Source organism: Sphingobacteruim zhuxiongii (genome assembly GCF_009557615.1).
Classification (GTDB): Bacteria; Bacteroidota; Bacteroidia; order Sphingobacteriales; family Sphingobacteriaceae; genus Sphingobacterium; species Sphingobacterium zhuxiongii.
Map to the genome: position 1 here is coordinate 4,094,704 of NZ_CP045652.1, position 15,076 is coordinate 4,109,779.

Below are 15,076 nucleotides of genomic sequence, written 5' to 3' on the forward strand. Positions count from 1 at the left end.
AATTTTGTGATTTAGTTATACGTGTTAAATGAAGTTGAACGTATTTAAACAATGACATTCAAACAAAGTTAATGCCATTGTAAGTCTGCGCCTTCAAACAAATCTTCAGTTAACGAATCGGGGAAATTCGCAAAGTAGTGTTAGTATCTTGATATAGAAGAGGTAAATCAACATTTACCCCTTCAAATCGCTATTATTTTTTCTTCTTGCCAAAGAGTGAACGGAATTGCTTTTTCAATTTCGATCTTAATGATACAGAACCGGAGTCTACATAACCATAACCATAGCCATAGCCATAGCCGTAACCATAGCCACGCGCGAAATCTACATCATTAATAACGACAGCCATATTTTTCAACTTACCGTCTTCATACAACTCTTTTGGAACGTTTAATAAACGTTTATCAAGGTAGTTAGCACGTGCAACATATATAGTCAAATCTGCATTTTCCGCAATCAGCAATGTATCTGTCACAAGGCTCACAGGAGCTGTATCTACTATGACAAAGTCATAATTTGCACGACCAAAATCAATTACTTCATTGAAATGACCATTCATCAACAACTCAGCAGGATTCGGAGCAATATACCCAGAATAGATAATATCAAAATCATACGGCGCTGGTTTTTTGATAATTATATTTTCCACTGGCATTTCAGGGTTAATTAAATATTGTGTAATTCCGATATTCGTATGTTGTAAATGTGATAGGCCTAAATAGTCTAATACCTTTGGAGAACGTATATCGGCCCCTATCAAAAGTACTTTTTTCCCCGACATTGCGAGAATTCTCGAAAGATTCGTCGACACAAAAGATTTACCCTCTCCAGAAGTCGTCGAAGTAACAAAAATAACAGATGAGTCCTTCTTCGCCCCTAGCATAAAAGCAATATTTGTTCTTAATATGCGAAATGCTTCAGCGAGCGACGAACGATCATTATCTTTAACAATAGGATCATCAGATGAAGGAACTTCTCCTAAAATTGGGGCATTGAACTTCTCCTCGATGTCTCTGCGAGAATGAATTTTGTTATCAAGAAGGAACATTAAATATAAAATCCCAAAAGGCAGCAGCAATCCAGCAATAATCGCTCCGAATAGAACTGTAACCTTTCTCGGTGAAACAGGAACTATGTCAGCGTATGCGCTATCAACAATCTTCAAATTTGCAGGCGTGGCTGCAGCCTTAATTTCGGTCTCTTCCCTTTTCTGCAAAAGAAAAAGATATAGCGTTTCAACAATTTGTTGTTGTCTAGAAATATCTTTGAAACCTCGTTCCTGGTTTGGTAACTGGTTTAACTTAGACTCAAATTTATTCTTTTGCCCACGCAAAGAATTGACATTCCCTCTTAAAACTTGTTTGTAATTATTCAGTGAAAGCTGAATATTGCGATTTAAATCCTCAATATTTTGATCCAAATTTCGTACAACTGGATGATCGGTTGTCGCAGATTTCAAAAGTTCTGAGCGTTCAATAATCAAATCATTGTATCCCTTAATATTTGCCTCGATCGATGGATCATTTAGTCCCAAATTAGTCGGCATCAAACTTTTTTTATTCTCGCCTGCTTCACTACCTAACATCTCTGCTAGTCTCAACTGTGTTTCAAAATCAACCAATTTCTGATCATTTACGGTTGCACTCTGCATGTACATTTGGGCCTCAGCCGCCATGTCAACGAGATTATTTTGGTCCTTGAATTCGGCAACACGTGAATCCGCCGATGATAAATCTTTTGAAATAAGCTCGAGACGCGAATTGATAAACGAAGAGGTCGCTTTTGTTACCATAGCTTTGTCGTCGATCATATCTTTATTATATTGATCTATTAAGGAGTTCACAATCAGGACTGCTTTATCTTTCGACGTGTGACGCATAGAAAAATTAACAAGGAACGAAGGCTTCTCTTTATTTGGGCCGATTTCTATAAGTGATCTAAGCCTTTCAGCACTCTGATTAATCGGTTGAAAAGTGATTTGCAAATCACCTTCCAATTTTGACTGACCTTGTGGGACTAGTGTAAACTGACCAATTGGGGATTTCACCTGGTTGCCAAGTTTAAAAGCTCTAATTCCATGTAATTCATCCTTAATTTTATAATTATCCCCTTCTCTAACAACTGTAAAAGTATAGGTCATTGAGTCTAATTTTGCAGCATTCGACTCAAGCATTACCAACTTGATCGGAGACTGGTGTTCAAGCAACTCAGAGGATTTAATATTCCCTTTAATATGGTATGAAACATTGAGCCTGTTGTAGTTCACAACCTTTCGCATAAGACGTCGCGACTTTAAGACTTCAATTTGATCAGTCACAAACGCCGCAGAAGGACTACCAACCCCTGTAAGGTTTGCAAGTTCAGATAAGCCTGCTAAATCACCTGACGCCTGTTTCTCATCTTGTAAAAGTATTTTAGCACTGACGCTATAAACTTTTTGCGCATACCTTAAATAGACCAAGGCACCAATAAGGCAAATAAATATTGAGAGTACGAACCATTTCCAATAATAAACATATTGCTCTACTATCTGCTTAATATTCACGTCCTGCTGCTCTAGCTCCTTTGCTTTCGAATACGTATTATCGTACTTATTCATATATGAAACTTTACTAATTAGTTACGAGTTATTACTGAAATTACTGTGATTATGAGTCCAACGACTGAAACAAACACAGAAGTGTTCTGTGTATACTTTGACGTCTGTACTCGCGCTCCGTTTGGCTCTATATAGATCACGTCATTTTGCGAAAGATAATATACAGGAGAGTTCAAGCTTTCTCTTTTTGTCAAATCTATTCTATACTCTTTTTTCAGCCCCTCCAGCTCTCGTATAACTAAAATATTGTTACGTTTTCCATAGATTGTAAGATCTCCTGCTAATCCCAAAGCTTCTAGTATAGTGATACGATCATTTTCGATTGTAAAAACACCGGGACGAGTAACCTCGCCCAAAACTGAGACTTTAAAATTCCGAACTGTAATACTTATCCCTGGTGAAACGATAAATCGGCTAATCTCTTTCCTTAAAAAATTTATAGCTTCTGTCCTAGTCATTCCAGCCAACTTAACAACACCGAGTTTCGGAAAGTCGATTTCACCATTGATGTCAATTGTGTAAGTAGGGATAAAAGGATTGGTTGGTTGAATCGTGCCACTTGCTCCCTGATATGGGGAAATTTGATTGAAGGGTTGAGTCGCACGAATATCATCAGCTGTTACAGAAATAGCCAATATATCACCAGGTTGAAGTTTCGGCGCATTCAATTCATAAGAGGAATTCAAAAGTGTTGAATCAGGTTGAAAATAAATTATATCTCTCTTACTTGCGCATGAAGTAAAAAAAAGGAAACTGACAACTATCATTGATAAGCAACCTCCAAAAATACGATTATACATATACATTCTTTTTATATATTTTCGAGCAAGCAAAAAGCTCTCCAATCTCATTAGTAAATTAAAATAATTATTGCGTCTAACAAATACAAACATTATTTGCAGCGTTGACTAAAAATACTTGTGATTATTAAAATAATTTAACGGCCAAGTATAGTCGTCATTTTCACCAACCTCGATGGTGGAATCAGCAAAAACAAGGATTTCAGAATCGGGCTCCAGTGCCTGAAACGCAGTAGCATATCCCGCTGGGACATTCAATAGAGACATGTCGGAAGCATTAGACACTACCTTTAAGACCGACAAATCCCTCGATGATGTTATCCAATTATCAACTTCAACTAAGTAAATATTAAAAGATCCCGACAGAGTATAAAACCATCTCTGTTGCTTTTTATGCCCTCGCCAGCCCCTTATAATGGAAAGATCGGCATTTTTCAATATATAAAAGCGCTTCACAAGGGACATATCAAATTCATTTACATATCTAATCTGTCCTCTAGCATCTTTTGCGAGACCACCAACAAGACTATTAATCGGCTTTTTTTTCAAATTATCTTTTGACATACCTCAAAACAATAAATTTTTTAAATTTTAGATAAAACGTACTCATTATTGCCAATAAAATGACTGTAAATAAAATTTGGATATTTGTGTCGCAATTCGCTATAAAAATAACAAATAAGCCAATAATAAATTGTATTACTCCATAACTAAAAGAAATTAACAACTTATTATATCCTGCTTCATTCGCTAGATACTGATACAAATGAGATCTATGAGCATCAAATATATTTTCTTTATTAATCAAACGCTGCAAAATAGTCCAAATCGTATCAATACCATAAACCGTTAGAAACAATAAATATATCAATTGATTCGTCTTTATTACTAAACAGCCAATCATAAATAACATTATATAGGCAATTGCAACTGAACCGACATCACCAGCAAAACAACGAGCACGAATTCTAAAATTGAAAAAAGCAAACACAATAATACTTAAAAGGACAAAATACAAGAAACGTTGGTCAATAAAAGCTTCATTTAAATTGACAATAATTAGAAGTCCGACGACGGATAAACTAAATGCAGCTGTTATTCCATTAATCCCATCCATAAAATTACACGCATTAATGACACCAACAACGAAAACAAATAGAATCAATAAAAAATACCACTCCATAGAGATTATCCCTAATTCAATAGCCAAAAACAGTACAGCTACGAACTGAATCGACAATCTAATTTTATTTGATAGAGAATATAGGTCATCTAGAAATGATACAGCTGCCAAAGCAGTCAAACCCAAAACGAAATATGGAAAGGAAAAATTGGCAATGACAAAATAAAGGAGTATTGCAAAATAAAAAATTATTCCACCTCCACGCAAAGTGACCTCCTCATGAGACGATCGACTATTCGGTCTATCGACGATATTAAACTTTTTTGCTATCCTAAAATAAGTAAGTTCCAGTGCAAAAAGTAGGACAAAAACACTTAAATAAATTATCATATTAAAATAAAAACATTGATTTTATATAAAAAACAGTCCTAGGGATGTAAAAATCTGGCAATATTATATTCGAGTCTTTCTATCTATAACACAACTCATCGAATCGAACGTTTCTTCTAGACACTTTTCAGTACTATCTGGCAGATCGGAAATAGAGAGTGCGATTTTTACTTTTTCATTTGAAACTAAAAAATCACCGGTCATCTTTTTCAATCGTTTCGAATTTAAAGGAATAGGAATGAAATCTCCAATTCGAGCGATTACTTTCACGAGCAGGCTAGGCAAAGCTATGTTCGGAATATTTTTTTTTGAAACGCGTTTTATTATCGAAATTATTTCCGAAGTCGATATAGATTGATCATCCGCAATATGATAAATCCCGTCCTTAATAGAATGAGTATTCGTCAGAATTTTAAAAATAAAATAATTAAAATTATTAATCGAAATAAATGTTCTCCTATTATTGAAGGACGCTAAAGGATACGGATACCCTTTCGAAATAAATTTATATAGAACTGAAAGATTACCCTTATCGCCGGGGCCGTAAACCATGGGAGGTCGAAGTATGAGAACTTTTTTATCTTCAGCTATAGGTTGATTCAAAAGCCATTCCTCAGCTTCACGTTTTGACTTACCATACCAAGAGTCAGGCCTACATTTCTCATCCTCTCCCAACGGTGTTGTCGACTGAAACTCTTCGACCGCAGCAATGGAACTTATCTGGATAAATAGGTGCGCTTTAGAACTTTGAAATAATCTAAAGACTTTTTTAGTAAGCTCCAAATTTGCATAATAAAAATCTTCCTTAGTCGAATTACCAGAATGGTCGTGCGCTTTTCCAATTAAGTTTATAAATACGGTAGCTGTATCTAAGGACAAATTCGGCATGCCTTCTCTAATTCCCTGAGCGACAACATTTGAGCCGTTTTTAATTAAATAAGAGGACAAATGCGTACCGATAAATCCAGTGGCGCCAAAAATATGTACATTACTCAAAATACTTCTATATTGGAATTGTTTGTATAATTTCTCTTAATTTCTTTCACCGAATATTTAACATTAGAATGCTTTGTTTTAGGATTACTTATTCGCAGATGTGGTGCCCTTCCAAATCCCCTGCGCGTCAATATAGGTCGCGAAACATTATTATTCCAAGAAGGATTCTCGACATTAATGGTTCCCTGAAGTGATTTACCCTTTTTTCGGTCAATCGGAAGAATTCCTCCAAAATAAAAACCAATATCTGAACCCTCATCTATGTGATTTCTTATATTAATGTTAACTTGTTTGTTAAGTGGTCCTATTAATTTTCCTAACCCTATGATCAATCCTGAATTTGTATTGTTAAAGGTATAAGCATTTTCAATCAAAATATCATCGATTAGGTCTTGGTTATTATTAGGTTCTATATCAATCCCGCACATTGGCAAAGTACCATTCGTATTAGAAATGACTGGGCTCTTAATAGAAATTTGACTCCCACTAGTAATTGACAGTCCATTCCTCCTATTGTAATCTAAGAATGCATTTACGATTTCAACTCCCTTACTAGGTTTCCCAGACATTTGTCCAATATAAATACCATCTCCCCAACAATTACGAACAATTGGATTAAGAATTTTTATTCCTTCGCTCCCACGTATATCTATTCCCATACCCCATTCTCCTCCCTTTCCTAAATGTCTTTTTCTATCGCCCTCTAATACAGGGTTAATCAGAATAACGTTCCTTTTATCGTGGATTTTTACCATGTAATATGTTGATTTTCTCGATGGTTTCAAAACCAATTTTGATCCTCTTTGAAATTTCACAACAGAACCACTTTTGAAACTTAATCCTTTATCATTTATTAATAATGGAAAATCAGGAAAAATGACATTCAAATTTTCATCCAACGCCTTTTGGATGTATTCCGTGTAATCCTTGGAGCCATCATTTACAAAACCTCCTGGTAAATATTTCGTCAAATCAACGAATCTTACGGATGGTATTTCAAACTGACTTCTTTCCAAATTTATAGTTTTCGGAACTGAACGATACTTAAAATCTCTTTGCTTTTGAGCACAAGCCGAAATGGAATTGATAAATAATATTAAGATTAATATATGATACTTATACATGTTTCTCCCTATTAACATAACTTTTTATTTTTCTTTGTAAATTCAAATCACAATAATTATGCATTAACCACGCCAAAATAACTAAAATGCAAAAAACTAAAATAGGCACCAGATATTGCACTATACTTTTCTGATCGATCGCTTTGTTAATGTGCCCTATGAATAAGACTCCAATATTTTGATGCAATAAATATAAAGGATAACTTATTCCTCCCAAAAACAGCAGAAATTTGTTCGAAAACACTTTAAAGTATTTCTTTCTTGTTACGAAGGCATAAAAAAGAATGAAACAAAATATTAAGAAAGACAACTCTAATACGCTTAAAAATACTTGAAAATGTAAGGAAATAATGAAAACTATAAGTAGCCTCTGAAATACAGAAAGCGGTCTTTTCATATATATCAAGTAAAACACAATCCCGTATGTAAAATAGGAAAAGAATTCTGAAAATGATATTAGTCTAAATAATTGGAATAAGTCTGTATTAGAAATGTTTATACTTTGTCCTATCCAATTTATTAATAAAATAATGACATTTACCAATAGCCATACACTGATAAACTCTCGCTTGAATAAAAAAAATAGCGCACCGACTATCAAATAAAATTTCATTTCTACTAACAACGACCAATATACGCCATCAATGAAGTTAATATTCGAATTATTAAAAAATATTCTCCAAAATACTGGATCTATAAAACTTATGCTTGGCAGAAAATCGATAGCATTGGTTTTAAAATATTCATTCGGAATGGCCTTTAACACTAAGAATGTTAGCAAACTACAAATTAGTAGTAGTGGCAATAAACGAGTCAAACGATTCCTAATGAATGTGATGTAATTTTTACTACGCTCTAATGAGAGAAAAATTACGAATCCTGAGATTATAAAAAATAATTCAACTCCCAAATAACCGTACTTGAACACAAAAAAATCGTCGATACTATCAGATGAGTATAAGTTCAAATTATCCCATCGACTGAAGAAATGATAAAAAACGACTAATAAAATCGCTAATCCTCTCATGCAGTCTAAATCCGTAATACGACCTGCGGTGGAGTTTCTAGTCATTCCCTTTCAGATTATTTGAATATAACTTATCTAAACTGTCCCAGAACAAAAGTTGATCGTATCCATCTTCAATTACTTTTCTAGAGTTTTGAGCCAAGGATTCTCTCAAAGGTTGATCAGTAATCAACTTCTCTGTTGAGGATACAATCTCTTCCACTGACTTTGTATTTATCAAAAGTCCAGTGACACCATCATCAATGATTTCATTTGCGCCATTAATATTAGTAGAAATTATAGAACACTGCATTGCGCATGCCTGCATAAGTACCTGTGGAAAGCCTTCTCTGTAGGATGGGAAAACGAAAGCATCGCTCATCTGAAAATATGGGCGAACATCGTCCTTATGATCAATCCATCGAATACTTTGATCTCCAATAATTTTATGCCAACAATCGCTACTGATTGGGTCAGCGTCGTCTCGCATGCCAACTAGAACAAGAGCAAGGTTTGAATGTTTAATTTGAAGAATCTGAAATGCTTCAACAAGTTCTTCGATTCCTTTAGATTTCGCAATTCTACCAACAAAAGATATTACAAATGCATTATTTAACCTTAAGCCTGTTTTTATCTCATTAACTTCTAAACCAATTTGTGGTGACCTTCTAAAATATTTCAAATCAATGCCATTGCTACTTCCTTTTCCGATTACCTTCACTTTATCGTTTCTAATCCACCCATTCTGAATCGCCATAGCCGCCTGCATTGGAGAATTGAAAATGACGAAATTAGCACAGGAATAAATTAACTTCTCTAGGCAGATTAATAAGAATCGGTAACTACCCGTCGCTTCTACAAGAGGTAATCCCGCGACTGTATGCACTCTAAGTTTAGTTCCGACAAGAAATCCGCCAATCATTGCAATTAACCCGCCTTTTGGAGAATGCGAATGAATTATATCTGGTCTATCTCTTCTAAGATATTTAATAAGCCTAAAAAGCTCAAATAAATCACGAAAAGGACTTATACTTCTTGTAATGTAGAGTGGTAAAAATTTTGCCTTCTCTTCAACTGCCGTTCTAAGTATACGTTCGTCCGGAGAACATAGCAATGTGTAACTATATCCCTTTGTACCTAAATAACTGAATTGCTTTTTTAACAAAATGCTCAACGAATGTGACACTGTTGAAACCCTGTAAATTTTTATTTTATTCTCCGTCATATTTCTTTTAGAAAATCACCAATAAATTTCTCTCTTTTTAACTGTAAATCCGTTTCTGAATACTCAGCTGCTTTTGAAAAATTATCGATTGCCATAGCATCCAAAACATTAGTATTAAATGCTACGTATTGTATCTGTTCACAGAGTTGAGACACGTCTCCTTTGTTATGTATATATTCCTGCTTCAACAATTCCGGAATACCGCCAACATTAGAAGCAAGAACGGGACATCCTCTGGAAAACGCTTCAATCACGATCCTTGGCAACCCTTCGGTCAAAGATGGTTGTATTAACAAATCAATGTTATCTAAAAAGTCCATCATTTCCTCTCCTGCTCGAATTGAACCACGAAGATTAACATTCTTGCTAAGTCCATAAGTATCAATTTTGTGTATTAATTTTAAATTCTCTCCACCCCCAACAAAATCCACTTTTATTTTCTTAATCAGTGGTCCTAATTGATTCAAAGCCTTTAATAGAACTTCGTGCCCCTTGTATGGCACGGAAATAGAACCAACTAAACCTATGCGAAAACATTCCCTATGATTAATATTTTTTATTCGCTCTAAACGATTTCTCAAAACATCTGGATTCCCACTAGCAATATTTACATTTGAAATATTGATAGTTCTACCTGAACAACTATAAATCGATTGGAGATAGCATTTTGTGACATAAATTGTAAACCGTGACTTTCGTACGATAGATTTCATTTTAGTTTCGACTAACATTCCAAAAATTTTACCTTTAATTCCAGAATGCATCATACTTTCTTTCGCTGAACCAACTACCTCTATCAAATAAGGTTTGCAGATGTCGGAACAAATGTCAGCTGACATTAGACCTAGTATACTGGGCAATCTAATTATAAGTGCATCGCACTTATCAATAATAAGCTGTAATTCGCTTTTAATTTTATTATAATTTCTAAGTAAATCGACAGGACCTTTATAACTATGTACTAAGCGAAAAGTAACATTCTCATAGGACGAAAGCACATTTAGTTTTTTCTCTCCAGCTCTTCCTATGACAATCAATTTTTCCGAGACAGACAAATACCTAGCCCAAGTAGAAGCCGGTAATCCCCCGCCGGAATAGAATAGGTTATTTTCCTCATAAAAATTGTGATCGTGAACGAATCCTAAAACCATACTATATTTCTTTAATTAATTTCGCTGGTACACCTCCCACAAGATTATGTTTCGGGACACTCTTATTAACAACTGCACCAGCTGCTACTACACACCTTTCTTCAATTTCAACACCGCACAATACACGCACACCACAACCAATCCATACATCATCATGAATTTTAATTTTTTCGTAGACAACCTGATTATACTTAATTGGAAAAGAGAGATCTTCAAAAGTATGATTAAAGCTAATAAGGGAGCTGCCGTGGGCAATCGAGACATTATTTCCTATTTCGATTATACCAACTGCGTCAATGTAACAAAAGTCGTGGATACTTAAATTATCCCCGCATACGAAATTCGACCAATTCTTTATTATTACGTGTGTCCCAATATAAACGTTTTTACCAATTCTCGCCCTACTCGCTAAAAGGCAGTATCTTAATGATAAAAAAAAGTAACCAGAGAATGGGCTAATGACTTCCCAAATAAACCTACAAAAGAAACTTGGAAATATCCTCAGACATTTTGAGATTGTCCTCAACAGCGGGTTAAATCGTTCGAATAACATTCTACCGTTCATAAGAATATAAGTTGCGATGAAAATAAATAATTGAAAAAAATAAAATCAATGCTAATTTAGAGTCGTAAAAAATAAAAAATTGACCACTTATAATAAAACTTATAAGAACGGCAATACTCGCAGCAGAAAGTCCTAAGTTTGGAAATTTTCCAAGAAAAATAAATTTTACTAAAGAATAGTGTCCTTTTAAAAACAAAAATAAGCTCAATATACCGCCGACAAACAAAAGTTCCAAAAATGTATTATGCGTATAGACATAAAAATCATTATAATACTTGAAAGTCCCTATACCATGCCCTATTATTGGTGAGTTTAAGAACAGCTCAAATGCGATAGTTATTAATTCAAATCTTTCGTCTTCTTCAACATTAGTCTCCGCCATCCGTTTAAGAAGCACCGTATCTGAACCATATAACATTAAAAAATATCCGACAGATATGAGAGCGACCACGCCAATTAGAATATTCTTAATACCTCCTTTTTTAAGAAGAAGTGACTTAACCACGATATAAACAACGAACAAAGTAAGAATCGTGACTAAAGACTGTCGGGAACCAGAAAGAATTAATGCTATAAAGAAAACAAATAGTATTCCGATGATTAAAAATTTAAAAGGTTTTGAAATACTTAAATTCAACAACATAAATCCAGCACAAAAGCTTATTATTATCGTGTGCGAAAATGAATTTAAACTTAAAACTCCCTCAGTTAACTGACGTGTTTGCAGAGCGCTCAAGCTGGCACTACGCATATAGAAAACAACAAGAATAAATCCCCCAACGGTAATTGCAGTTAGTATTCTCTTAAAATCATTTTCGTCTTTTATAAGGAAAGACGAAAATATTCCCATCACACATGCAATAAAAAAACTAAGAAAACCAGCGAGTGCTTCATCTGCGTACCTTGACAACATAGCTGTAATCAACAATATTAATGCAAATTGTATTTGGATGGAAACTTCTTTGTTGGAAAGAACTCTCAAATACAGTCTATCGCTTATTATAAACAAAGCGCTTACTACCAATAGAATTATAAATAAATAATTTGGCACAGCGAATAACATCGTAGGTCCTAACGCAAAAAGAGATGCGACAAATAGGATATTCAATATGTTGTATATCTTTTTCACCTCATTTCTTATTTAGAAGCCTAGCTGGTACACCTCCTATACTGCTGTTTCCATCAAATGAAGTTATTACCACAGCATTTGCGCCAATCTTGCAAAAATCACCAATCTTAACTGGGCCAAGAATTTTTGCTCCAGCACCGACCAGTACATTATTACCAATAATAGGTTGAGAATTGCCGTCCATATCACGTTTATTCGAGTTACCACCTAGCGTAACCCCTTGCCGAATGTCAAAATTTCTACCAACAACCACCCTGCCGCCAATCACGATACAGCCAACATGTCGAATACAAAAGCCTTCCCCAATTTTAGCATTCGTACTTATCCAACAATTACACAAGTGATGCATTATCTTTTCACAAACAATAGCAAGCAACCTTAGTTTTTTCGTTCTAAAATAAAACCCCAAACGATATAAAAACACAGCTCTGAAGCCAGCATTAAAAATCACAAAACCAAAAATTGCAATGGAGGATGCTCGTTGTGAATTTTTGTATTGTTTGTAATCGCACTTTAACTTTTGAAAAACATTCATAACCAATCTGTAAACATCTTGAAACGAGCAAGTTGATTCGCTCTAGAATAATTTGCTTGAATAAAATTTTTGTTACTCTCTAACTTATCACCTAAATACCTGCGCTCCGAGACAAACTTCAGGATAGCCTTCTCTATTTCGCGATGATCCCTTGGTTTTATCATATAATCCAGATTATTAAATAGCAAATCAGGAATTGCGCCGACGTTCGTAGCAATGACAAAAGTCTCCAAAGCCATCGCTTCCATAACTACTCTCGGCATGCCTTCTGAATAACTAGGAAGAAGAACCAAATCCGCGCCTTTAATTATGTTTAAAACATCATCGCGAAATCCTAAAAACTCAATATGATTATCTAACTCATACTTCGCTATATAGTCTTTCATTTCTTGAAAAAAAGCTCGAGTGTTTGCCTTTCCTTCAAAAGTATTCCCAATAATATATAATTTTATATTGCATTTGGCGACTAAGGTTTTCATTGCTTCGATTGCTTCTTTTATCCCCTTTTCAGGAATTACAGACGCGGGTAACGCGATATTGATAAAATTTTTGTCGAAATCGAAATTATCCCCAATATCTAATGCATCGAGATCAATGATATTATTAATAATAAAAACGTTATTATGATTTTGGCTAAAATAATTTGATTGTGAACGAATATTTTCAGATTGAACAAAAAAAACGTCAACAAAGTTTTTATGCAAAAATGTTTTCAGTTTCGAACCATGTTTAAACGCTCCTTCACCCCTAACGAAAAAACCTATTCGTTTTTTCAAAAAAAACTTAACTAACAATAGCGGAAAGAGTCCTTTAAATGTATTCGTCCAAATAAATTCTACTTTATCTTCTCGAACTTTACGTATTAAAGAAAGCGTCGTTGCGAAGTAAGTCGGAAAATATCTCAAAATTGACAATATCCTTTTAAACTTGTTCTTCCTTCCTAATACAGAATTGTCTATCGGTTTAACCACATAGTATTTAAGACCTTTTTGATTCGCTGCCTGCGTAAATCGATCACACTCTCCATGTGCGTCGAAAAGTAAGATATCAAAGCCGTTTGAAGATAAGTTATTTATTAAATCAATCGTGGATTTTTGCGCCCCACCCAAATTGTAAATAAAATCGAAGTAAGCGTATCTCATCGTTTTATAATGTTCTTGATATTCTTAATTGAAAAATTCGGAATCAAGATTCTAGAGATAGAAATGCCATAACGTGACTTAGCTATATACAAGGCAGTTAATCCCATGAGAATACTTGAAAATAATTGCGCGAATCCAGCTCCTTTTACACCGTATAGTTTAATTAAAATCACGCTCAAAATAATATTGCTGATCCCTCCAACTAATAAGCAGACTAAATTATATTTTACATTACCATCAGATATAAAGAGTTTCAGCAAGGATTTGCTTATTAAAAAACCAGTTGCCCCAAAAATTATAATTTGAACCAGACTCGTCGCTGGCAAAAACTCCTTCCCGAACAATATCAAAACGATCCAATCCCCAAAAAGTCCAATCAATATGCATCCTACAATGGAAACAAGGACTAGAAAATTCATAATTCGCTCTACACTTTTTTTTAACTCGATACCACTCAGTTGAGCCCAATGTGAGTAAAGTAATCTCAAAAAGCTGATGAATGCAGTATTAATCAGGGTTGTTACTGATATTGCTCTTGAAAAATATCCGACTGATGTAAAATCCGAAGTATAATATTTTAGAATAAATAATGTAATAGAACTGTTTATTAGTACAAGAAAATCAGAAAGATTAACTTGACTACCATAAGAGAAAGCTTCTTTTAAGTACTTAACATTGATGCTGAAAGTCAACTTAATTCTATTCTTTTGTATCAATAATGCCAATATTAATCCAATTAACGGCCAAATAAAAATATTTAAGAAAAGAATATTATTTAGATTCAATAAGTCGTACAAATAAAGAAACAATAATATACCAACACAAAGTACAGTAGGTAAAACATCAATTAACGACATTCGTTTAACATCTTGATCGGCGATATTTAACGAATGAAAAACGGTTCTGGAATTAGAGAAAAAGATAAATCCTATAACCGACAATATTATAATAATATTAACCTCGCCAAAAAAATCAGCATAAATCAACATTAACGCAACAATTACAGAACTTAATAGTGATAATAACTGTGTGGCAATCAATGTACTACCGATTACCGTATCGCGATCCAATTTTCTCTTATTTATAAAATATATGATACCCATCGGTAATCCAAAACTACCAATCTGGGCCCCAAAAACAGCGACCTGCCTTAATAAAGACATCTGTCCAACCAGCTCAGGACCCAATGCTCTACTCACAATCATTGTTTGCACCAAGCCGAGCCCTAGAGATAAGTAGCTGGACATCGATGTTATTATTCCTTTCTTTAAAATCGACAAGGTTGTAGAAT

General features: G+C 34.3%; 14 protein-coding genes. All 14 read right to left on the reverse strand.

Going from position 1 to position 15,076, the window contains the following annotated elements; genetic code table 11:
- Positions 1–193: 193 nt before the first annotated feature.
- Positions 194–2,599, reverse strand: a complete 2,406-nt coding sequence (locus GFH32_RS17225) for a GumC family protein (RefSeq protein ID WP_153512780.1) — start codon at positions 2,597–2,599, stop codon at positions 194–196.
- Positions 2,600–2,616: 17 nt separating this feature from the next.
- Positions 2,617–3,285: a polysaccharide biosynthesis/export family protein gene (locus GFH32_RS17230; protein ID WP_228384162.1), complete on the reverse strand. Its 669-nt coding sequence runs from the start codon at positions 3,283–3,285 to the stop codon at positions 2,617–2,619.
- 222 nt (positions 3,286–3,507) lie between these two features.
- Entirely contained in the window at positions 3,508–3,963 is a 456-nt protein-coding gene (locus tag GFH32_RS17235; protein WP_153512782.1) for a WxcM-like domain-containing protein, read from the reverse strand.
- Entirely contained in the window at positions 3,950–4,912 is a 963-nt protein-coding gene (locus GFH32_RS17240) for an MraY family glycosyltransferase (RefSeq protein WP_202111235.1), read from the reverse strand. Before GFH32_RS17240 ends, GFH32_RS17235 begins: the two co-directional genes overlap by 14 nt.
- Before the next feature lie 63 nt (positions 4,913–4,975).
- Complete coding sequence (locus tag GFH32_RS17245; RefSeq protein WP_153512783.1) at positions 4,976–5,908, reverse strand: NAD-dependent epimerase/dehydratase family protein; 933 nt, start codon at positions 5,906–5,908, stop codon at positions 4,976–4,978.
- Positions 5,905–7,032: a right-handed parallel beta-helix repeat-containing protein gene (locus GFH32_RS17250; protein ID WP_160366845.1), complete on the reverse strand. Its 1,128-nt coding sequence runs from the start codon at positions 7,030–7,032 to the stop codon at positions 5,905–5,907. The genes GFH32_RS17245 and GFH32_RS17250 overlap by 4 nt, the downstream gene beginning before the upstream one ends.
- Positions 7,025–8,104, reverse strand: a complete 1,080-nt coding sequence (locus tag GFH32_RS18665) for an acyltransferase family protein (RefSeq protein WP_153512785.1) — start codon at positions 8,102–8,104, stop codon at positions 7,025–7,027. The genes GFH32_RS17250 and GFH32_RS18665 overlap by 8 nt, the downstream gene beginning before the upstream one ends.
- Positions 8,097–9,263 (reverse strand): glycosyltransferase family 4 protein, encoded by a 1,167-nt coding sequence (locus GFH32_RS17260; RefSeq protein WP_153512786.1) that lies wholly within the window; start codon positions 9,261–9,263, stop codon positions 8,097–8,099. The genes GFH32_RS18665 and GFH32_RS17260 overlap by 8 nt, the downstream gene beginning before the upstream one ends.
- Positions 9,260–10,414, reverse strand: coding sequence for a glycosyltransferase family 4 protein (locus GFH32_RS17265; RefSeq protein WP_153512787.1), 1,155 nt, complete (start codon positions 10,412–10,414; stop codon positions 9,260–9,262). The genes GFH32_RS17260 and GFH32_RS17265 overlap by 4 nt, the downstream gene beginning before the upstream one ends.
- A gap of 1 nt (position 10,415) precedes the next feature.
- The gene (locus GFH32_RS17270) at positions 10,416–10,979 is read right to left on the reverse strand and encodes an acyltransferase (RefSeq protein ID WP_202111236.1); all 564 of its coding nucleotides are present in this window, start codon (positions 10,977–10,979) and stop codon (positions 10,416–10,418) included.
- Complete coding sequence (locus GFH32_RS17275) at positions 10,969–12,108, reverse strand: O-antigen ligase family protein (RefSeq protein ID WP_153512788.1); 1,140 nt, start codon at positions 12,106–12,108, stop codon at positions 10,969–10,971. Before GFH32_RS17275 ends, GFH32_RS17270 begins: the two co-directional genes overlap by 11 nt.
- A gap of 1 nt (position 12,109) precedes the next feature.
- Positions 12,110–12,643 (reverse strand): serine O-acetyltransferase, encoded by a 534-nt coding sequence (locus GFH32_RS17280; RefSeq protein WP_153512789.1) that lies wholly within the window; start codon positions 12,641–12,643, stop codon positions 12,110–12,112.
- Positions 12,640–13,785 (reverse strand): glycosyltransferase, encoded by a 1,146-nt coding sequence (locus GFH32_RS17285; RefSeq protein ID WP_153512790.1) that lies wholly within the window; start codon positions 13,783–13,785, stop codon positions 12,640–12,642. The genes GFH32_RS17280 and GFH32_RS17285 overlap by 4 nt, the downstream gene beginning before the upstream one ends.
- The gene (locus GFH32_RS17290) at positions 13,782–15,065 is read right to left on the reverse strand and encodes an oligosaccharide flippase family protein (RefSeq protein ID WP_228384163.1); all 1,284 of its coding nucleotides are present in this window, start codon (positions 15,063–15,065) and stop codon (positions 13,782–13,784) included. Before GFH32_RS17290 ends, GFH32_RS17285 begins: the two co-directional genes overlap by 4 nt.
- Between the last annotated feature and the right edge of the window lie 11 nt (positions 15,066–15,076).

Excerpts from the sequence above, each read along its gene's own strand:
- GFH32_RS17280 (WP_153512789.1), bottom strand. The coding sequence starts at position 12,643 with ATGAATGTTTTTCAAAAGTTAAAGTGCGATTACAAACAATACAAAAAT.
- GFH32_RS17270 (WP_202111236.1), bottom strand. The coding sequence starts at position 10,979 with ATGAACGGTAGAATGTTATTCGAACGATTTAACCCGCTGTTGAGGACA.
- GFH32_RS17285 (WP_153512790.1), bottom strand. The coding sequence starts at position 13,785 with ATGAGATACGCTTACTTCGATTTTATTTACAATTTGGGTGGGGCGCAA.
- GFH32_RS17240 (WP_202111235.1), bottom strand. The coding sequence starts at position 4,912 with ATGATAATTTATTTAAGTGTTTTTGTCCTACTTTTTGCACTGGAACTT.
- GFH32_RS17235 (WP_153512782.1), bottom strand. The coding sequence starts at position 3,963 with ATGTCAAAAGATAATTTGAAAAAAAAGCCGATTAATAGTCTTGTTGGT.
- GFH32_RS17225 (WP_153512780.1), bottom strand. The coding sequence starts at position 2,599 with ATGAATAAGTACGATAATACGTATTCGAAAGCAAAGGAGCTAGAGCAG.
- GFH32_RS18665 (WP_153512785.1), bottom strand. The coding sequence starts at position 8,104 with ATGACTAGAAACTCCACCGCAGGTCGTATTACGGATTTAGACTGCATG.
- GFH32_RS17260 (WP_153512786.1), bottom strand. The coding sequence starts at position 9,263 with ATGACGGAGAATAAAATAAAAATTTACAGGGTTTCAACAGTGTCACAT.
- GFH32_RS17265 (WP_153512787.1), bottom strand. The coding sequence starts at position 10,414 with ATGGTTTTAGGATTCGTTCACGATCACAATTTTTATGAGGAAAATAAC.
- GFH32_RS17250 (WP_160366845.1), bottom strand. The coding sequence starts at position 7,032 with ATGTATAAGTATCATATATTAATCTTAATATTATTTATCAATTCCATT.